Genomic DNA, 17,085 nt, shown 5'->3' with positions numbered 1-17,085 from the left:
TCGGGCGCTTCAGGGGCGGCCCGGTGCAGAATGAGGCCCGGGAAATACCGGAAAGGGCGATCTATGCGTGTGGAATGCCGGCACTATGCGGCGATTTCCCGGCATGTTCCAGCGCATTCTATGCGAGACAAGGTCCGAGGACAATGTCGCGCGCATGATGCCATGCGCCACCGCGCCGGCCTGGCGCGTTATGGATGGACCGTGCCCGCGGCCGACAGTTCACGGTAGTAGCGGTCGAGCCGGTCGACCTGCGCCACCAGCGCCTGCACCGGCCCGTCGTTGTCGATGACGTCGTCGGCACATGCCAGGCGCGCGGCGCGCGTGGCCTGCCTGGCCATGATCGCCAGCACCTGTTCGCGGCTGAAGCCGTTGCGCGACATCACGCGGGCCACCTGCGTGGCTTCGGTGCAGTCGACCACCAGCACGCGGCCGACGCGCTCGCGCCACGAGCCCGACTCCACCAGCAGCGGTACCACGTAGATCAGGTAGGGGTGCGCGCCCGCAGCGCGGATCGACTGCGCGCGTTCGGTGGTCAGCGCGCGGATCAGCGGGTGCGTGATGGCTTCGAGCCGCGCCTTGGCGGCGGGATCGGCAAACACCAGCGCGCGCATCGCGTCGCGGTCCATGGCACCGTCCGGGCGCAGGCAGGCGGGGCCGAAGGCTTCGACCAGCGCCGGGATGGCGCGCCCGCCCGGCGCGGTGATCTCATGCGCGAGCAGGTCGGTATCGATGATCGCGGCGCCGCGCGCGGCGAACATGTCGGCCACGCGGGTCTTGCCGCTGCCGATGCCGCCGGTCAGTCCGATTTCCAGCATGTGATAGTTTCTGTCAGACGTTGTTGCCGCAACGATACCAGCTTCGGCCGCTTCGGCCGCTTCGGCCGCTTCGGCCGTGGCCGGATCACAGCCGCGCGGCCATCACCAGGCAAACACCGGCAGCACCCCGGGACCTAACAGCAGCACCACCACGCCGGCCAGCGCGATGAAGGGCCCGAACGGGAACGGCGTGTCGCGCTCCTGGCGGTGCAGCGCGATATTGGCCAGCCCGAACAGCACGCCGGCCACCGACGACAGCAGCACCAGCGCCGGCAGCGCCTGCCAGCCGAACCAGGCCCCGAGCGCCGCCATCAGCTTGAAGTCGCCGAAGCCCATGCCTTCCTTGCCGCGCAGCAGCCGGAACAGCCAGTAGGCGAGCCACAGCACGAGGTAGCCTGCGGCGGCGCCGATCACCGCGTCGGGCAGCGCCACGAACAGGCCGGCGACGTTCAGCAGCAGGCCGATCCACAACAGCGGCAGCGTGATCTGGTCTGGCAGCAATTGTGTATCGGCATCGATCATGGTCAGCGCCAGCAGCCCCCACACCAGCACCAGCGCGGCCAGCGCCTGCGCATTCGGGCCGAAGCGCCATGCCACCAGCGCGCTCAGCACGCCGCAGGCCAGTTCCACCAGCGGATAGCGCACGCTGATCGGCGCCTTGCACGCCGAGCAGCGGCCGCGCAGGAACAGGTAGCTCAGCACCGGCACGTTTTCCCATGGGGCGATGGCGTGGCCGCAATGCGGGCAGGCCGAGCGCGGCACCATCAGGTTGTAGCGGCCGGGGTAGGGCAGCGGATCGCCGCGCAGCTCGGCAATGTAGTTGGCCTCGTCGCGCTCCATCATGCGCGGCACGCGGTGGATCACCACATTGAGGAAGCTGCCGACCACCAGGCCCAGCAGCCCTGCTGCCGCCACCAGAAAGACTGGCGGCAGCGCCGCCAGCGCGTGCAGCAGCGGGGCGGTGCCGGTCGCGGCTCCGGTCGGATAGGGGGTAGCGGACCACACCGGCTGCATCGCTTACACCACCTGTCCCAGCTTGAAGATCGGCAGGTACATCGCCACCACCATGCCGCCGATGAGCACGCCCAGCACCACGATGATCAGCGGCTCGATCAGGCTGGAAATGGCGGCGACGGCATCGTCCACCTCGCGCTCGTAGAACTCCGCCACCTTCAGCAGCATGTTGTCCAGCGCGCCGGACTCCTCGCCGATCTGCGTCATCTGCAGCACCATGTTGTCGAACACATGGGTCGCCTGCATCGCGTTGGTGAGGCTGGTGCCGATGCGCACCGATTGCTCGATCTCGCGGGTGGCGTCGTAGTAGACCCAGTTGCCGGCGGCGCCGGCCACGGACTCCATCGACTCGACCAGCGGCGTGCCGGCCGCGAACATCGTTGCCAGGGTGCGGGTCCAGCGCGCGATCACGGCCTTGCGGAACAAGCTGCCGAAGATCGGCAGCTTCAGCAGCGCGCGGTCGGTGGCGCGCTGCACCTTCTCGGACTTCTTCAGCGCGCGCAGATAGAAGCTGATGCCGGCCACCGGCGCGCCGATCACCAGATACCAGTACTGGACAAAGAAGTCCGAGATTGCGATCACCAGCAGCGTCGGCGCAGGCAGGTTGGCCCCGAAGCTGGAGAACACCCCCTTGAACGCCGGGATTACGAACAGCATCAGGATCACCGTGACGGCAAAGGCGACCGTCAGCACCGCGATCGGGTAGATCATCGCGGACTTGATCTGCCCCTTCAGCGCGATAGTCTTCTCCATGTAGAGCGACAGGCGCTCCAGCAGCGAGTCCAGGATGCCGCCCTGTTCGCCGGCATCGATCAGGTTGCAGTACAGTGTGTCGAAGTATCTGGGGTGGCGGCGGAACGCCGCGGCCATGCTGCTGCCGGCCTCGATGTCGAAGCGGATGTCGGACAGCAGCTGGGTGAAGTTGGGGTTGACGTGCCCGCGCGCGATGATGTCGATCGACTGCAGCAGCGGGATGCCGGCCTTCAGCATGGTCGACAGTTGCCGGGTGAAGTAGGCGATGTCCTTCTCGGTGATCTTGCGCCCGCGCGCCGCCTTGCGCTTCTTGAGCTTGACGATGGTCAGGCCCTGCTTGCGCAGCGTGGCGGTGACCTCGGCCTGGTTTTCGGCGCGCAGCTCGCCGGTGAAGGTCTTGCCCTTGCGGTCCTTGCCTTCCCACTCGAAGATGTACTGGGTGGGGGCCTTGCGCCCCTTCCCTGATTTGGCCCGTGACGGTGCCCCCGTCCGGGCGCCCGCTGCTGGTGCGCGCGTCGCCATGTTATTGACCCCCGATGTAAATGACGCTTGTTGTGCGTCTTGTCTTTACGTTGTGTCTTGCTTCCCTACGTGTTCGTGGTCGCCAGCACTTCTTCGAGTGACGTGACGCCCTGCCTGACCTTCAGCAGCCCTGCTTCGCGCAACGATAGCACGCCGTCCCTGCGCGCCTGCTCGGCAATCTGCAGCGCGGTGCCGTGCGTCAGGATGATTTCCTGCATGGCCTCGGTGATCGGCATCACCTGGTAGATGCCGCAGCGGCCCTTGTAGCCGCTGCCGTTGCAGCGCTCGCAGCCGACCGGATGGTAGGGCTGCCAGCTGCCGTCCAGGTCGCGCTCGCGGAAGCCCGCTTCCAGCAAGGCCTCGCGCGGGATCTCGCCCTCGCGCTTGCAGCTGCACAGCCGCCGCGCCAGCCGCTGCGCGGTGATCATCAGCACGCTCGACGCGATATTGAAGGGGGCCACGCCCATGTTCATCAGGCGCGTCAGCGTGGTCGGCGCGTCGTTGGTGTGCAGCGTCGACAACACCAGGTGACCGGTCTGCGCGGCCTTGATGGAGATGTCGGCGGTTTCCAGGTCGCGGATTTCTCCGACCATGATGATGTCCGGATCCTGGCGCAGGAACGAGCGCAGTGCGGTGGCGAAGGTCAGCCCGGCCTTGTCGTTGACGTTGACCTGGTTGATGCCCGGCAACTGGATTTCGGCCGGGTCCTCGGCCGTGGAAATATTGATGTCGCCCTGGTTCAGCAGGTTCAGGAAGGTGTACAGCGACACGGTCTTGCCGCTGCCGGTGGGGCCGGTCACCAGCACCATGCCGTAGGGGCGCTTGATCACGTCCAGCAGCAGCGCCTTCTGCTCTGGCTCATAGCCGAGCTGGTCGATGTCGAGCTTGTCGGACGAAGATTCCAGGATCCGCATCACGATCTTTTCGCCGAACAGCGTGGGCAGCGTCGACACGCGGAAGTCCACCGCCTTCTCGACGGTTTCCTTGGCGTCCTTGTCCTTGGGCAGCGCGATCAGCAGCTTCATGCGGCCGTCCTGCGGCACGCGCTTTTCAGAAATATCCAGCCGCGACAGCACCTTGATGCGGGTCGCGATCTTGTCGCGGATATCCAGCGGCGGGCGCGCGACCTCCTGCAGCACGCCATCGACGCGGAAGCGGATGCGGTAGAAGGTTTCGAACGGTTCGAAGTGCAGGTCCGAGGCGCCGCGGTGGAAGGCCTCGGTCAGCAGTTTCTGCAGGAAGCGCACCACCGGGGCGTCGTCGATGTTGTCGGCCGTGGTGCGGTTGCGCGGGTTGGCGGCGGCGGCGACCGGATCGTATTCGATCATCTTGCGCTCGGCCTGCACCGGCGAGATGTTCTTCAGCGTGCCCAGCGCCTCGCCGGCGGCGCGCACATGCTTCATCAGCTTGTCGTGCTCGACCACCACGGCTTCGACCGGCAGCTTGTACTTGTCGCGGATCGCGTCCAGGCCGGCCTGGTTGGACGGATCGGACAGCGCCAGCACCAGGCGGTTCTCGCGCCGGCCCAGCGGCAGCAGCCGGTGGGCATGGAACTCACGGTTGCCGGCCAGCGCCGACGGCACCTTGGCCAGGTTGTACTGGGCCAGATCGAGCAGCGGCAACTGGTACTTGTCCGCGGCGAACAGCGCCACGTCATGCGCGCTCATGGTGCCGCTGCCGATGATCTCGTCGATCAGCTGCGATTGCTTTTCACGCGCGGCCTGCTCCAGCTGAGCAAGCAGGGCGGGCGCGATACGCCGGCTCTGGGCCAGGGCAAGTCCGAGTGTCATGGCAAGTGCGCAGTGGTTGGAGCAGTGTCCGCGGACAGGGCAGGACGAGACGAGCCCGCTTCTTGGGATCGGGCCAGTTTGCCGATGGGGTCACTTTTTGTAAAGGCGACGGCGGGTCGTATTGGCGTTTGCGCGACACCGGCGCAACCCTACTTGCGCGGGGCTCCGCCCCGGGGGCGGCGAACACAGCAGACGGCAATTTGAGAATTGCCTCCATCCCCACTGGTCGCTAGCCAGCCATGCTTCTCGGCATGGTGGCTCGCCGGCGCCCGGCGTGGTCTGATCTGTTATAGAATCAAAAACGAGTGCATAACGTCGCATGAGGCGAAACTACAAGAAGCCTTTCGTTCAGTTCGTCAAGAAAGCACACAAGCCGCTGCAACTGGCGATCGAAGACGAGGTCGAGGAGCTCTGTGCCGTGCCCGAGTTGGGCGAAGCGAAGATTGGGGACTTGGCTGGCATCAGGGTGCATAAATTCAGGTTCAACCGGCAGGAATACCTGATCGCCTACCGGCCACTGCCGCAGGAGTTGAACGTGAAAGGCGTGGCACTTGAGGTGCTATGGATCGATTTCTATAAGGTCGGCTCGCATGAGAACTTCTATGACGAGCTCAAGAAGTACCTGAGGGCAGAAAAGAATGGACACGATGACCGCTGAAGACCTGCTGCATGCCCTCGGCGCGTTGCCCCCGCGGGAGCGCGTCAGGTTTTTCACACTGATCGGGCAGCAGGCCTTTGGTGATGAGAATTTCTCGCATGAGGAAGTCTTCGGCCATCTCGCGGAGGAGGATTTCACCGCGGCAGAGGCTGCCCAATACCTCGAAATCTCGATGGCGACCTTCCGCCGGCTGGTGCGCGATGGCAAGGTGGCTCCACGGGCGGAAGTCGGGCGCAGCCAGCTTTTCGCCGTAGCCGAGCTTAAAGCTTTCAAGCGACAGCGCAAAGCCATCAAGGGCTAAGGAGGAGGGGTAGAAAGACAAAAAGCCGAACCAACTTTCGTTGATTCGGCTTCTTAAATCTGGTCGGGGTGAGAGGATTCGAACCTCCGGCCTCTACGTCCCGAACGTAGCGCTCTACCAGGCTAAGCTACACCCCGATTTGGTCTGCCGGCAGACGTTTTAGCGTCAGCAGCAAAGAACGTAAGTTTAGCAGCGTTTTTTTGGGAATGGAAGAGGGCGGAGGAAAACGCCCCCATCCCGCGGCGCTTCCCGGCTCAGGACTGCCGCTGCAGCGAGAAGGCGCAGAGCTGGATCAGCGTTTCCTTCAGCTCGGACGGCGGGAACTGCCGGGCTGCCTGCTCGGCGGCTTCGGCCTCGCGCCGTGCGGCCTCGAAGGTGACCTCGAGCGCGCCGCTGGCATGGATCGCGGCAAAGACCGCGTCGAAATGCTCGGTGCCGCCCTGTACGATCGCGTCGCGGGCCAGCTGGCGCTGCTCGGCCGTGCCATGTTCCATCAGGTGCAGCAGCGGCAGGGTGGGCTTGCCTTCGCGCAGGTCGTCGCCGGCGTTCTTGCCCATTTGCTCGGCGCTGGCGGTGTAGTCCAGCATGTCGTCGATCAGCTGGAAGGCGGTGCCGATGCGGCGGCCGTATTCGGCGGCCGCCTCTTCCATCTGCGCGTCGGCGCCGGACAGCACGGCGCCCAGCTGCGCGGCGGCCTCGAACAGCTTGGCGGTCTTGTAGCGGATCACCTGCAGGTAGCGCTCGATGGTGACATCCGGGTCGTGCATGTTCAGCAGCTGCAGCACCTCGCCTTCGGCGATCACGTTGGTCGCGTTGGAGAGGATCTCCATGATGCGCATGCTGCCGGCATCGACCATCATCTGGAACGCGCGCGAGTAGAGGAAGTCGCCCACCAGCACGCTGGCGGCGTTGCCGAACACCGCGTTGGCGGTGTCGCGCCCGCGCCGCAGCTCGGACTCGTCGACGACATCGTCGTGCAGCAGGGTGGCGGTGTGGATGAATTCCACCACGGCGGCCAGCTCATGGTGACGGTTGCCGTCGTAGCCCAGCGCGCGTGCCGTCAGCAGCAGGATCACCGGGCGCAGGCGCTTGCCGCCGGCACCGATGATGTATTCGCCGATCTGCTCGATCAGCGGGACTTCAGAAGACAGCCGCTGGCGGATAACAGCATCGACCGCGCGCATGTCTGCAGCGACCGGGGCAAGCAAGGCAGTGGCGGAAGGCTGGGACAAGATGATCACCGTTACGCAAAACCGGACGATTATATGCGATGCAGGCGGCGTTCTACGCATGCCCCGCATTGTTTGACGGGCTGTTTGCCGGGCGATGGGCTCAGGGTATGCGCGCAGCGGGCGTTGGTGGCTGGCCCCACTATAATCCGGTCATGGACAAGCCCATACCTCGCCGCCAACTGCGCCGCACCGCCTGGTGGGTGGCGTTTGCCGCACTGGCGGGGTTCCTGCTCGCCGATCTGACCTGAGCGAAGCGGCCCACCGATTGTGCCGGGCGCGCCGCTCACAGGCTATGTGCCTGTTTTCTTTGCGGTTTTCCCCAATCTCGTTTACAATTCCCGGTTTCCTCCGGTAGTCGCTCGCCTTGCGGGTCCTTGCCGGCGGGAGATAACCGGGCCGCATCGCGCGGTTTCGGCGTTTTATTCACATCCGAGAGGTTCGACAATGTACGCGGTCGTAAAAACCGGCGGCAAGCAATACAAGGTTGCTGCTGGCGAAAAACTGAAAGTAGAACAGATACCGGCAGACATTGGCGCAGAAATCACGCTCGACCAGGTGCTCGCAGTGGGCGCCGGCGACCAAATCAAGTTTGGTACGCCGCTGGTGAGCGGGGCTTCCGTCAAGGCTACCGTTATCTCCCAGGGTCGTCACGACAAGGTGAAGATCTTCAAGATGCGCCGTCGCAAGCACTACCAGAAGCGTCAGGGCCATCGTCAGAATTACACCGAACTGCGCATCGAAGCGATCGTTGCCTGATCGATCGAGCGTAATCCGGTAAAGCGACAGGAGTAAGACATGGCACAGAAAAAAGGCGGCGGTTCCACGCGGAACGGCCGTGATTCCGAATCGAAGCGTCTGGGCGTGAAGGTGTTTGGTGGCCAGGCCATCAACGCCGGCGGCATCATCGTGCGCCAGCGCGGTACCCGCGTGCATGCCGGCGACAACGTCGGCGTGGGCAAGGACCACACGCTGTTCGCCCTGATCGACGGCCACGTGCAGTTCGCCGTCAAGGGCCCTGCCAAGAAGCAGCAAGTCAGCGTCGTTCCGGCGGCCTGATAACAGCCTTTGCAGGACGAAAGGCCCCGCAACGCTTGCGGGGCTTTTTCTTTTCTGGCGAAGTAAACTACGCCGGCCCCCGATCTGCCGATCCCATCACGGAAAACCCATCATGAAGTTCATCGACGAAGCCCGAATCGAAGCCATCGCCGGCAACGGCGGCAATGGCAGCGCCTCGTTCCGGCGCGAGAAGTTTGTGCCCTTCGGCGGCCCGGATGGTGGCGACGGCGGCCGGGGCGGCAGCGTGTTCGCCGTGGCGGACCGCAATATCAATACGCTGATCGACTTCCGCTACGCCAAGAAGCACGTGGCGAAAAACGGCGAGAACGGCCGCGGCTCCGACTGCTACGGCGCCGCGGGGGAAGACATCACGCTGCGCATGCCGGTGGGCACGCTGATCACCGATATGGACACCGGCGAGGTCATCGCCGACCTGACCGAGCACGGCCAGCGCGTGTGCCTGGCCGAGGGCGGCATGGGTGGCTGGGGCAACCTGCACTTCAAGTCCAGTACCAACCGCGCGCCGCGCCAGCAGGTCGACGGCAAGCCGGGCGAGCGCCGCATGCTCAAGCTCGAGCTCAAGGTGCTGGCCGATGTCGGCCTGCTGGGCATGCCCAATGCCGGCAAGTCGACCTTTATCTCGCATATCTCCAACGCGCGCCCGAAGGTGGCGGACTATCCGTTCACCACGCTGCATCCCAACCTGGGCGTGGTGCGCGTGGACCATGAGCAATCGTTCGTGGTCGCCGACATCCCCGGCCTGATCGAGGGCGCCGCCGAGGGCGCGGGCCTGGGCCACCAGTTCCTGCGCCACCTGCAGCGCACCGGGCTGCTGCTGCATATCGTCGACCTGGCGCCGTTCGACGAGGCGGTCGATCCGGTGGCCGAGGCCAAGGCCATCGTCAACGAACTGAAGAAATACGACGAGACCCTGTTTGAAAAGCCGCGCTGGCTGGTGCTGAACAAGCTCGACATGGTGGCCGAGGACGAGCGCGCGGCGAAGGTGAAGGACTTCCTCAAGCGCTACAAGTGGAAGGGCCCGGTGTTCCAGATCTCGGCGCTCACCGGCGAAGGCTGCCGCGAGCTGATCTATGCGATCAAGGACCACCTGCAGGCGATCAAGGCCGAAGAGGCCGCGGCGCTGGCAGAGCCGGACATCCGCCTGGACGACCGCCTGCATAACGTCGACCAGGACCAGCGCGAGGCATAGACAACAAACAATCAGCGGTTCCGAACGATCTCCGGAGACAGGATTTCCACCATGCAATCGGTCATCGCGCAGGCAAAGCGCATCGTCGTCAAAGTCGGCTCCAGCCTGGTCACCAACGACGGCAAGGGGCTGGACCACGACGCCATCGCCCGCTGGGCGGCCCAGATCGCCAAGCTGCGCGTGGCCGGCAAGGAAGTGGTGCTGGTCAGTTCCGGCGCCATTGCCGAAGGCATGCAGCGGCTCGGCTGGGCGCGCCGCCCGAAGGAAATCCATGAGCTGCAGGCCGCCGCGGCGGTCGGCCAGATGGGGCTGGCACAGGTCTACGAGAGCCAGTTCGGCCGCTATGGCATCCGCACCGCGCAGGTGCTGCTGACCCACGCCGACCTGGCCGACCGCGAGCGCTACCTGAACGCCCGCTCGACGCTGCTGACGCTGCTGTCGCTGGGCGTGGTGCCGATCATCAACGAGAACGACACCGTGGTCACCGACGAAATCAAGTTCGGCGACAACGACACGCTCGGCGCGCTGGTCACCAACCTGATCGAAGGCGACGCGCTGGTGATCCTGACCGACCAGCGCGGCCTGTACACCGCCGATCCGCGCAAGGACCCGGCCGCGCAGTTCGTCGACGAGGCCCTGGCCGGCACGCCCGAGCTGGAAGCCATGGCCGGCGGCGCCGGCACTTCGATTGGCCGCGGCGGCATGCTGACCAAGATCCTGGCGGCCAAGCGCGCGGCCAAGTCGGGCGCGCACACCACCATCGCCTCCGGCCGCGAGGCCAACGTGCTGGAGCGCCTGGCCGCCGGCGAGGCGATCGGCACCCAGCTGCTGGCGCCGACCGGCCGGCTGACGGCACGCAAGCAATGGATGGCAGACCACCTGCAGCTGCGCGGCCGCGTCGTGATCGACAACGGCGCGGTCGAGAAGCTGACCAGCGGCGGCAAGTCGCTGCTGCCGATCGGCGTGGTCGAAGTGCAGGGCGAGTTCGCCCGCGGCGAGGTGATCGCCTGTGTCGATGCGCAAGGCAAGGAGGTGGCGCGCGGCATCACCAACTATTCCAGCGCGGAATCGCGGCTGATCGCGCGCAAGCCGTCGTCCGAGATCGAATCCGTGCTCGGCCACCTGAACGAGCCCGAGCTGATCCATCGCGACAACCTGGTGCTGGTCTGATCGATGCAAGCAAAAAAAAACGGCGGGACTGCCAGGCAGTCCCGCCTTTTTTTTTATACCTGCACAGGTTGCGTCAGCGCTTGTGCGGCGCGCGCGATTGCAGCTCGAGCACCATGTCGGCGGGCTTGCCGGCCACGGTGCGGCCCTCGCAGAAGAAATCGATCGCCAGCGTGGCGGCGTAGGCATTGCGCACTCCGGCCTGCATGCGGTGCCAGGTCTCGCCGTAGTCGCTGCTGTTGGGCACCCACTCGGTGGCGCCCGGGGGCAGGGTCGCGTACAGCTTGCGCTCGAACGCGTCGCAGCGCATGCCTTCGAAGGTCACGTTGCGCGCGCCGCTCTGGCTGGTGGTGACCACGGTGTAGCGCACCACATTGTCCTTGCCCACCGAGATCGACTTGCTGTCCACCGCGAACGACAGTGTGCCGGTGCCCGCCACCGAGAACGGGATCAGGTTGGCCTCCTGCGGCAAGGCCGGCAGCATGGCCTTGGCTTCCTCGAAGGTCTTGGGCGCGAACGGGTTGTTCCAGGTGCTTTCTTCCTCGGCCATCTCCTTGCCGGTGGTCTTGCAGCCGGCCAGGGCCAGGCTGGCCGCGGCAAGCAGCAATGCGGCCGCGCTCAGGCCGCCGCGGCGGCCCACGCCGGTCAAACTAGTCATCAGTGCTCCGTGTAGTGGATACCGGCGTCGCCGGCGAAACATAGTCGGCCGTGGCCGGGGCTTCGACATTGCCGTCGGCGTCGGCCTGCTGGGCGGCCTGCGCCCGGCTCAGCGCCTGGCCGCGCGGCCCGCCGTGGCGCCCGTGCACGCCATGCGCACCGTGGTTGCCGTGCGTGCCATACGGGCTGAGCGGCACGCGCGGGTGCCGGTTCAGGAAGCGTGACAATTCCGTCAGCGCCATCTGGTAGACATCGCGCTTGAACTCGATCACGGCCTCGAGCGGCACCCAGTAGTGGCTCCAGCGCCAGGCATCGAACTCAGGGTGCTCGGTGGCGCGCAGGTGGATGTCGCAGTCCCTGCCGGCCATGCGCAGCAGGAACCAGATTTGTTTCTGGCCCTTGTAGTGGCCGCGGATCTCGCGGCGGATGAACTTGTCCGGCACCTCGTAACGCAGCCAGTCGCGCGTGCGACCGACGATCCTGACGTGCTCCGGAAGCAGGCCGATTTCCTCATGCAGTTCGCGGTACATGGCCTGTTCCGGCGTTTCGCCGTACTTGATGCCGCCTTGCGGGAACTGCCAGGAGTGTTCGCCGATTCGCTTGCCCCAGAAAACCTCGTTTCTTGCGTTGAGGAGGATGATGCCGACGTTCGGGCGAAAGCCTTCACGATCGAGCATGACTGCACCTCGAATCCTTTAGAATTACGCTGATTATAAAGGAAGCGCGCAGCCGGGCCCGGACCGGGGGATGGTGGTTTTCCCCGAGCGGAAGGGCAGTTTCAGGCGCGTGCGCATAATTCAGCGCCGCCGGTCCCCCGGATTGTGCCGGGACGGATTTTTCCGACCTCGGCGGCCCAGAGAGAAATTACGGATGAAAGCCTCGCAATTCTTCATTTCCACCCTCAAGGAAGCGCCCGCCGACGCGGAAATCGTTTCGCACAAGCTGATGATGCGCGCCGGCATGATCAAGAAGCTGGGTGCCGGCATCTACAACTACATGCCGATCGGGCTGCGCGTGATCCGCAAGGTGGAAAACATCGTGCGCGAGGAAATGAACCGGGCCGGCGCGGTGGAACTGTCGATGCCGGTGATCCAGCCGGCCGAGCTGTGGCAGGAAACCGGCCGCTGGGACAAGATGGGCCCCGAGCTGCTGCGCCTGAAGGACCGCCATGAGCGCGACTTCGCGGTGCAGCCCACCTCCGAAGAGGTAGTGACCGATATCGCCCGCTCGGAAATCCGCAGCTACAAGCAGCTGCCGGTCAATTTCTACCAGATCCAGACCAAGTTCCGCGACGAGCGCCGGCCGCGTTTCGGCATCATGCGCGGGCGCGAGTTCACCATGAAGGACGCCTATTCCTTCGACCGCGACACCGACGGCCTGCGCAAGTCGTACGAGAACATGTACGACGCCTACGTGCGCATCTTCCGCCGCTTCGGGCTGGAATTCCGCGCCGTGGCCGCCGACAACGGCGCCATCGGCGGTTCGGGCTCGCATGAGTTCCACGTCATCGCCGAAACCGGCGAAGACGCCATCGTCTACTGCCCGACCTCGGCCTACGCCGCCAACATGGAGGCCGCCGAGGCGCTGCCGCTGGTGGCCGGGCGCGCCGCGCCCACGCAGGACCTGGTCAAGACCTTCACCCCGGAGAAGGTCAAGTGCGAGCAGGTCGCCGAATTCCTGAACCTGCCGCTCGAGACCAACGTCAAGTCGATCGTGCTGGCCACCGACGGCGAGGCCGGCGTCCAGATCTGGCTGCTGCTGATCCGCGCCGACCACGAGCTGAACGAGGTCAAGGCCTCCAAGGTGCCGGGGCTGGCCGAGTTCCGCTTCGCCACCGAGAACGAGATCGTCGAGGCCTTTGGCTCGCCCCCCGGCTACCTGGGCCCGATCGACATGAAGAAGCCGGTCAAGGTGGTGGCCGACCGCACCGTCGCCAACATGAGCGACTTTGTCTGCGGCGCCAACTACCGCGACTACCACTACACCGGCGTCAACTGGGGCCGCGACCTGCCCGAGCCGATCGTGGCCGACCTGCGCAACGTGGTGGCGGGCGACGCCTCGCCGGACGGCCAGGGCACGCTGGAGATCTGCCGCGGCATCGAGGTGGGCCACGTGTTCATGCTGGGCACGCGCTACTCGGAATCGATGAACGCCACCTTCCTCGACGAGAACGGCAAGACCCAGCCGATGCAGATGGGCTGCTATGGCATCGGCATCACCCGTATCCTGGGCGCGGCGATCGAGCAGAACTTCGATGAGCGCGGCATCATCTGGCCGGCCGCGATCGCGCCGTTCGCCGTGGTGATCTGCCCGGTGGGCTACGACCGCTCCGAAGCCGTCAAGGCCGAGGCCGACCGGATCCATGCCGAGCTGCTTGCCGCCGGCGTGGACGTGATCCTCGACGACCGCGGCGAGCGCCCGGGCGTGATGTTCGCCGACTGGGAGCTGATCGGCGTGCCGCACCGCGTGGTGGTGGGCGACCGGGGCCTGAAGGAGGGCAAGGTCGAGTACCAGGGCCGGCGCGACGCGCAGGCCACCGCCGTCAGCGTGGCCGAAGTGGTCGGCCACGTGCGCAACCTGCTGGCGAACTGAGGCCCATGCGCGCCGTCCGCGGCCTGAGCGCCGCAGCAGCCGCCGCGCGCCGCCTGGCAGGCGCGCTGCTGGTAGCGCTGCTGGCCCTGGCGGCCACGGCGGCGCATGCCGGCGCGCAGAAGGAAGAAGACCTGGCCGACTCCGTGCGCGGCGCGCTGGCCGCGGCCATTGCCGATGACCGGCCGCTGCGGCCGGTGTTCGCGTCCGGCGGCGAGCGCCTGGCCTACCTGAAGTGGCTGGGCGAGATGTCGGCGCGGCTGGCCGCGCGCATCCCCGAGCCGCAGGTGCGGGTCGAGCTGATCGAGGTGGCCTACTACGAGGCCAAGCGCGCCGGCCTGGAGCCCGCGCTGGTGCTGGGCCTGATCCAGGTCGAAAGCAACTTCCGCAAGTACGCGATCAGTTCGGCCGGCGCGCGCGGGCTGATGCAGGTGATGCCATTCTGGGTGCGCGCCATCGGCGACAGCGATGCGCGCAAGCTGTTCCACCTGCAGAGCAACCTGCGCTACGGCTGCACCATCCTGCGCTATTACCTGGACCGCGAGCAGGGCGACCTGTACCTGGCGCTGGGCCGCTACAACGGCAGCCGCGGCCGCCCGGAATATCCCAACGCGGTGCTGGCGGCGTGGAAGCGCTGGCAGTATTCCGAAGCCACCGTCACCGTGGCCGGCGATGCCGAGATCGCGCCGTCGCGCCCGCGCGCACCGGTGGCGGAGCCGCCGGCCCGCAACCCGTTCTCGTCGCAGCGCGTCGCAGCCAATCCGTCATGATCCGCGAAGCATCCGTAGCCGGCGGCAAGGCCGGCTACACCGAATCCTCGCCCGAACTCGAACAATGGCTGGCCCGGCATATCGCCCAGGGCTTTGCCGCCGATGCGCTGGTGCTGTCGATGCTGCGCTCGGGCTACGACGACGCCTTCGCGCGCCGGTCGGTGGCTGCGGCGTTTGCCCAGGACAACGGCGACGCGGCGCCGGCACGGCCCGCGCAAGCTGAACCTGCGGCGGCCGGCATGCCCGCGGTCTACGCCGCCGATGGCGGCGACCGCCGGGTACCCGTCCTGTTCCGGCTGGCGTCGCCGCAGGTGCAGCTGTTCCAGCAACTGCTGAGCGACGACGAGTGCGATGCGCTGGTGGCGCTGTCGCGCGGCCGGCTGGCGCGCTCGCCGGTGGTCAATCCCGACACCGGCGACGAGAACCTGATCGACGCCCGCACCAGCATGGGGGCGATGTTCCAGGTGGCCGAGCACGCCCTGATCGCGCGCATCGAAGCCCGCATCGCCGCGGTCACCGGAGTGCCGGCCGAGCATGGCGAAGGGCTGCAGATCCTCAACTACAAGCCGGGCGGCGAGTACCAGCCACACTTCGACTACTTCAACCCGCAGCGTCCCGGCGAAGCGCGGCAGCTGTCCGTCGGCGGGCAGCGCATCGCCACGCTGGTGATCTACCTGAACACGCCCGAGGCGGGCGGCGCCACCGCGTTCCCGCGCGTGGGCCTGGAGGTGGCGCCGGTCAAGGGCAACGCGGTCTACTTCAGCTACCTGCTGCCCGACGGCACGCTCGACGACCGCACCCTGCACGCCGGCCTGCCGGTGGCCGCCGGCGAAAAGTGGATCGCCACCAAATGGCTGCGCGAACGGCCGTACCGCAGCGCGGCGTGAGCCGTCCCGCAGCCAGGCCGGGGGCACCGGCCGCACCGGCCGCCAGCCGCTGGTGGGCGGATCCCGCGCTGCCCTTTGCCGAAAGCCGGCGCGCCAGCCACAGCAGCGCCAGCTACCTGCCGCATAGCCATCCCACCCTGTCGGTCGGCGCCGTCGACGGCGGTACCAGCCGCTTTGCCTGCGGCGATGAAAGCGCCGTGCTCGGAGCGGGCGCGGTGGTGGTGATCCCGGCGCACCAGGTCCATGCCTGCAATCCCGTGCCGGACGGGTGCTGGAGCTACCAGATGCTGCATTTCGACCCGGCCTGGGTCGCGGCCGTGCTCGACGAGGACAGCGCGGCGCGGGCCTGGCTGCCGGCACGCGTGATGACGTCGCCGGAGGTTTACCGGCTGGTCTGCGAGTTGAACGGCGCGTTGTTCTCGCCCGCCGACAGCGTCGAGAAAGAGGCCGCGCTGGTGGCCTTCATCGGCGACCTGCATGCCGCCATCGATAACGGCGCAAGCACCCGGACACTGCCGGTGCCGGCCTCCGTCTCCGCCCGCGTGGCGCAATTGTGCGAGCTGCTGCGCGAGCGCCATGCCGAGCGGCTGCCGCTGGCCGAGCTGGCGCGCGCCTGCGGCCTGAGCCGTTACCACCTGGTGCGGGCCTTCCGCGCCGAAACCGGCATGACACCGCACGCCTACCAGCTCGACCTGCGCATCCAGCATGGGCGCCGCCTGCTGCGGCAGGGCGCGGCGCTGGCCGAGGTCGCCCTGGCGCTGGGCTTTGCCGACCAGAGCCATTTCCAGCGCGCCTTCAAGCAGCGCGTGGCCATGACACCGCGCGGGTACCAACGCGCCGCCTGAGGCGCCGGCCTGGCGCGACACCGCAACTTTCTTCAAGACCGGCCACCGCCGTGCGCACCACACTGCGGACTCTTTACGGAGGGTCGGCATGGACATGGCTTTCGATCTCGCCCGCGGGGCATTGCCTTGGCAGCAATTTGCCATGGTGGCCGGCGCGCATGCGCTGGCGCTGCTCAGCCCGGGGCCGGATTTCTTCCTGGTGGTGCGCAGCGCGCTGCTGCACGGGCCGCGACGCGCCGGCGCCGTGTGCCTGGGCATCGCGCTGGGCAATGGTGTCTTTATCGGCCTGGCGCTGGCCGGCGTCGCCGCGATGCGGGACTCGCCGCAACTGTTCGCGGCGTTGCAGTGGGCCGGCTGTGCCTACCTGGCGTGGCTGGGCTGGCGCCTGCTGAACGCCTGCGGCGAACTGTCGATGCCGGCGGCGGATGCTGCCGCCTCGCCCGCGCCCGCAGCCTGGCTGGCCCAGCTCGCCAGCGGCTTCCTGTCCGCCGTGCTGAACCCGAAGAACGGGCTGTTCTACGCCAGCCTGTTCTCGGTGCTGGCCGCCAGCCGCACGCCGCCGGCGGTGCAACTGGCCTATGGAGTCTGGATGTTCGCCGTCGTGCTCGGCTGGGACCTGCTGGTGGCCTACGGCATCGGCCATCCGGCGATGGCCGCGCGCTTCGGGCGGTCGGTGCGGTGGGTCGAGCGCCTGACCGGGGTTGTCCTCTGGCTGGTGGCGCTGGGCATCGCCTGGCATGCGCTACGGTGAGCGGCCCTGTATCGGCGCATTTCCTGCAAAGTGTACCGGTACTGTACCGTTGAGTGGCCGTAGACTGA

At 66.8% G+C, this 17,085-nt stretch carries 19 protein-coding genes and 1 tRNA gene; 12 read left to right on the top strand and 8 right to left on the bottom strand.

What is annotated here, in order from left to right; translation table 11 throughout:
* Positions 1 to 188: 188 nt before the first annotated feature.
* From coaE to pilB, 4 genes are all read right to left on the bottom strand, one after another.
* Entirely contained in the window at positions 189 to 815 is a 627-nt protein-coding gene (gene coaE, locus AC3FMM_RS24815; RefSeq protein WP_018006249.1) for a dephospho-CoA kinase, read from the bottom strand.
* A gap of 102 nt (positions 816 to 917) precedes the next feature.
* Complete coding sequence (locus AC3FMM_RS24810; protein WP_414248965.1) at positions 918 to 1,829, bottom strand: prepilin peptidase; 912 nt, start codon at positions 1,827 to 1,829, stop codon at positions 918 to 920.
* Positions 1,830 to 1,832: 3 nt separating this feature from the next.
* Positions 1,833 to 3,104 (bottom strand): type II secretion system F family protein, encoded by a 1,272-nt coding sequence (locus tag AC3FMM_RS24805; RefSeq protein WP_062801799.1) that lies wholly within the window; start codon positions 3,102 to 3,104, stop codon positions 1,833 to 1,835.
* Positions 3,105 to 3,169: 65 nt separating this feature from the next.
* The gene (gene pilB, locus AC3FMM_RS24800) at positions 3,170 to 4,894 is read right to left on the bottom strand and encodes a type IV-A pilus assembly ATPase PilB (RefSeq protein WP_115710891.1); all 1,725 of its coding nucleotides are present in this window, start codon (positions 4,892 to 4,894) and stop codon (positions 3,170 to 3,172) included.
* A gap of 319 nt (positions 4,895 to 5,213) precedes the next feature.
* Here pilB and AC3FMM_RS24795 point away from each other — a divergent pair, with 319 nt between their 5' ends.
* On the top strand, positions 5,214 to 5,552 hold the full coding sequence (locus AC3FMM_RS24795) for a type II toxin-antitoxin system RelE/ParE family toxin (protein ID WP_116313117.1): 339 nt from the start codon (positions 5,214 to 5,216) through the stop codon (positions 5,550 to 5,552).
* Positions 5,533 to 5,853 carry a helix-turn-helix domain-containing protein gene (locus tag AC3FMM_RS24790; protein WP_116313116.1) on the top strand — a complete coding sequence of 107 codons (321 nt, stop codon included), beginning with the start codon at positions 5,533 to 5,535 and terminating at the stop codon, positions 5,851 to 5,853. Before AC3FMM_RS24795 ends, AC3FMM_RS24790 begins: the two co-directional genes overlap by 20 nt.
* A 60-nt stretch (positions 5,854 to 5,913) precedes the next feature.
* Here the strand turns inward: AC3FMM_RS24790 and AC3FMM_RS24785 are convergent.
* Both AC3FMM_RS24785 and ispB read right to left on the bottom strand, forming a co-directional pair.
* Positions 5,914 to 5,990 (bottom strand) — tRNA-Pro (locus AC3FMM_RS24785).
* Positions 5,991 to 6,107: 117 nt separating this feature from the next.
* Entirely contained in the window at positions 6,108 to 7,037 is a 930-nt protein-coding gene (gene ispB, locus AC3FMM_RS24780) for an octaprenyl diphosphate synthase (protein WP_115681179.1), read from the bottom strand.
* An 86-nt stretch (positions 7,038 to 7,123) separates the two neighbouring features.
* Between ispB and AC3FMM_RS24775 the strand changes: the two genes are divergently transcribed.
* From AC3FMM_RS24775 to proB, 5 genes are all read left to right on the top strand, one after another.
* Positions 7,124 to 7,333 carry a hypothetical protein gene (locus tag AC3FMM_RS24775; protein ID WP_115710889.1) on the top strand — a complete coding sequence of 70 codons (210 nt, stop codon included), beginning with the start codon at positions 7,124 to 7,126 and terminating at the stop codon, positions 7,331 to 7,333.
* A 196-nt stretch (positions 7,334 to 7,529) separates the two neighbouring features.
* Positions 7,530 to 7,841, top strand: a complete 312-nt coding sequence (rplU, locus tag AC3FMM_RS24770; RefSeq protein ID WP_006576525.1) for a 50S ribosomal protein L21 — start codon at positions 7,530 to 7,532, stop codon at positions 7,839 to 7,841.
* A 39-nt stretch (positions 7,842 to 7,880) separates the two neighbouring features.
* A complete protein-coding gene (gene rpmA, locus AC3FMM_RS24765; protein ID WP_012353931.1) occupies positions 7,881 to 8,141 on the top strand; it encodes a 50S ribosomal protein L27 in 261 nt (86 codons plus the stop codon).
* Positions 8,142 to 8,253: 112 nt separating this feature from the next.
* Positions 8,254 to 9,351: a GTPase ObgE gene (gene obgE, locus AC3FMM_RS24760; RefSeq protein ID WP_115710887.1), complete on the top strand. Its 1,098-nt coding sequence runs from the start codon at positions 8,254 to 8,256 to the stop codon at positions 9,349 to 9,351.
* Positions 9,352 to 9,402: 51 nt separating this feature from the next.
* On the top strand, positions 9,403 to 10,521 hold the full coding sequence (gene proB / locus AC3FMM_RS24755; RefSeq protein WP_115681177.1) for a glutamate 5-kinase: 1,119 nt from the start codon (positions 9,403 to 9,405) through the stop codon (positions 10,519 to 10,521).
* 73 nt (positions 10,522 to 10,594) lie between these two features.
* On the opposite strand, the gene AC3FMM_RS24750 is transcribed toward proB, so the two are convergent.
* Together AC3FMM_RS24750 and AC3FMM_RS24745 are read right to left on the bottom strand one after the other, a co-directional pair.
* The gene (locus AC3FMM_RS24750) at positions 10,595 to 11,176 is read right to left on the bottom strand and encodes a CNP1-like family protein (RefSeq protein ID WP_115681176.1); all 582 of its coding nucleotides are present in this window, start codon (positions 11,174 to 11,176) and stop codon (positions 10,595 to 10,597) included.
* A complete protein-coding gene (locus AC3FMM_RS24745) occupies positions 11,169 to 11,852 on the bottom strand; it encodes an RNA pyrophosphohydrolase (RefSeq protein WP_115681175.1) in 684 nt (227 codons plus the stop codon). Before AC3FMM_RS24745 ends, AC3FMM_RS24750 begins: the two co-directional genes overlap by 8 nt.
* A 193-nt stretch (positions 11,853 to 12,045) precedes the next feature.
* On the opposite strand from AC3FMM_RS24745, the gene AC3FMM_RS24740 reads away from it, so the two are divergent.
* The 5 genes from AC3FMM_RS24740 to AC3FMM_RS24720 all read left to right on the top strand — a co-directional run bounded on the left by AC3FMM_RS24740 (position 12,046) and on the right by AC3FMM_RS24720 (position 17,017).
* Positions 12,046 to 13,767 carry a proline--tRNA ligase gene (locus AC3FMM_RS24740; RefSeq protein ID WP_488687619.1) on the top strand — a complete coding sequence of 574 codons (1,722 nt, stop codon included), beginning with the start codon at positions 12,046 to 12,048 and terminating at the stop codon, positions 13,765 to 13,767.
* A 5-nt stretch (positions 13,768 to 13,772) separates the two neighbouring features.
* On the top strand, positions 13,773 to 14,534 hold the full coding sequence (locus AC3FMM_RS24735) for a lytic transglycosylase domain-containing protein (RefSeq protein WP_414248961.1): 762 nt from the start codon (positions 13,773 to 13,775) through the stop codon (positions 14,532 to 14,534).
* Positions 14,531 to 15,421 (top strand): 2OG-Fe(II) oxygenase, encoded by an 891-nt coding sequence (locus AC3FMM_RS24730; RefSeq protein ID WP_326347939.1) that lies wholly within the window; start codon positions 14,531 to 14,533, stop codon positions 15,419 to 15,421. Before AC3FMM_RS24735 ends, AC3FMM_RS24730 begins: the two co-directional genes overlap by 4 nt.
* Positions 15,385 to 16,266, top strand: coding sequence for an AraC family transcriptional regulator (locus AC3FMM_RS24725; protein ID WP_488687618.1), 882 nt, complete (start codon positions 15,385 to 15,387; stop codon positions 16,264 to 16,266). The genes AC3FMM_RS24730 and AC3FMM_RS24725 overlap by 37 nt, the downstream gene beginning before the upstream one ends.
* A gap of 88 nt (positions 16,267 to 16,354) precedes the next feature.
* Positions 16,355 to 17,017, top strand: a complete 663-nt coding sequence (locus AC3FMM_RS24720; RefSeq protein ID WP_488687617.1) for a LysE family translocator — start codon at positions 16,355 to 16,357, stop codon at positions 17,015 to 17,017.
* Positions 17,018 to 17,085: the final 68 nt, after the last annotated feature.

The sequence above is a fragment of the Cupriavidus sp. 207A1 genome, assembly GCF_057798955.1.
This window is presented reverse-complemented; position numbering and strand designations above follow the sequence as displayed.

Coding starts and splice junctions, on each gene's coding strand:
- coaE (WP_018006249.1), bottom strand. CDS start 815: ATGCTGGAAATCGGACTGACCGGCGGCATCGGCAGCGGCAAGACCCGC.
- AC3FMM_RS24810 (WP_414248965.1), bottom strand. CDS start 1,829: ATGCAGCCGGTGTGGTCCGCTACCCCCTATCCGACCGGAGCCGCGACC.
- AC3FMM_RS24805 (WP_062801799.1), bottom strand. CDS start 3,104: ATGGCGACGCGCGCACCAGCAGCGGGCGCCCGGACGGGGGCACCGTCA.
- pilB (WP_115710891.1), bottom strand. CDS start 4,894: ATGACACTCGGACTTGCCCTGGCCCAGAGCCGGCGTATCGCGCCCGCC.
- AC3FMM_RS24795 (WP_116313117.1), top strand. CDS start 5,214: ATGAGGCGAAACTACAAGAAGCCTTTCGTTCAGTTCGTCAAGAAAGCA.
- AC3FMM_RS24790 (WP_116313116.1), top strand. CDS start 5,533: ATGGACACGATGACCGCTGAAGACCTGCTGCATGCCCTCGGCGCGTTG.
- ispB (WP_115681179.1), bottom strand. CDS start 7,037: ATGCGCGCGGTCGATGCTGTTATCCGCCAGCGGCTGTCTTCTGAAGTC.
- AC3FMM_RS24775 (WP_115710889.1), top strand. CDS start 7,124: ATGCAGGCGGCGTTCTACGCATGCCCCGCATTGTTTGACGGGCTGTTT.
- rplU (WP_006576525.1), top strand. CDS start 7,530: ATGTACGCGGTCGTAAAAACCGGCGGCAAGCAATACAAGGTTGCTGCT.
- rpmA (WP_012353931.1), top strand. CDS start 7,881: ATGGCACAGAAAAAAGGCGGCGGTTCCACGCGGAACGGCCGTGATTCC.
- obgE (WP_115710887.1), top strand. CDS start 8,254: ATGAAGTTCATCGACGAAGCCCGAATCGAAGCCATCGCCGGCAACGGC.
- proB (WP_115681177.1), top strand. CDS start 9,403: ATGCAATCGGTCATCGCGCAGGCAAAGCGCATCGTCGTCAAAGTCGGC.
- AC3FMM_RS24750 (WP_115681176.1), bottom strand. CDS start 11,176: ATGACTAGTTTGACCGGCGTGGGCCGCCGCGGCGGCCTGAGCGCGGCC.
- AC3FMM_RS24745 (WP_115681175.1), bottom strand. CDS start 11,852: ATGCTCGATCGTGAAGGCTTTCGCCCGAACGTCGGCATCATCCTCCTC.
- AC3FMM_RS24740 (WP_488687619.1), top strand. CDS start 12,046: ATGAAAGCCTCGCAATTCTTCATTTCCACCCTCAAGGAAGCGCCCGCC.
- AC3FMM_RS24735 (WP_414248961.1), top strand. CDS start 13,773: ATGCGCGCCGTCCGCGGCCTGAGCGCCGCAGCAGCCGCCGCGCGCCGC.
- AC3FMM_RS24730 (WP_326347939.1), top strand. CDS start 14,531: ATGATCCGCGAAGCATCCGTAGCCGGCGGCAAGGCCGGCTACACCGAA.
- AC3FMM_RS24725 (WP_488687618.1), top strand. CDS start 15,385: ATGGCTGCGCGAACGGCCGTACCGCAGCGCGGCGTGAGCCGTCCCGCA.
- AC3FMM_RS24720 (WP_488687617.1), top strand. CDS start 16,355: ATGGACATGGCTTTCGATCTCGCCCGCGGGGCATTGCCTTGGCAGCAA.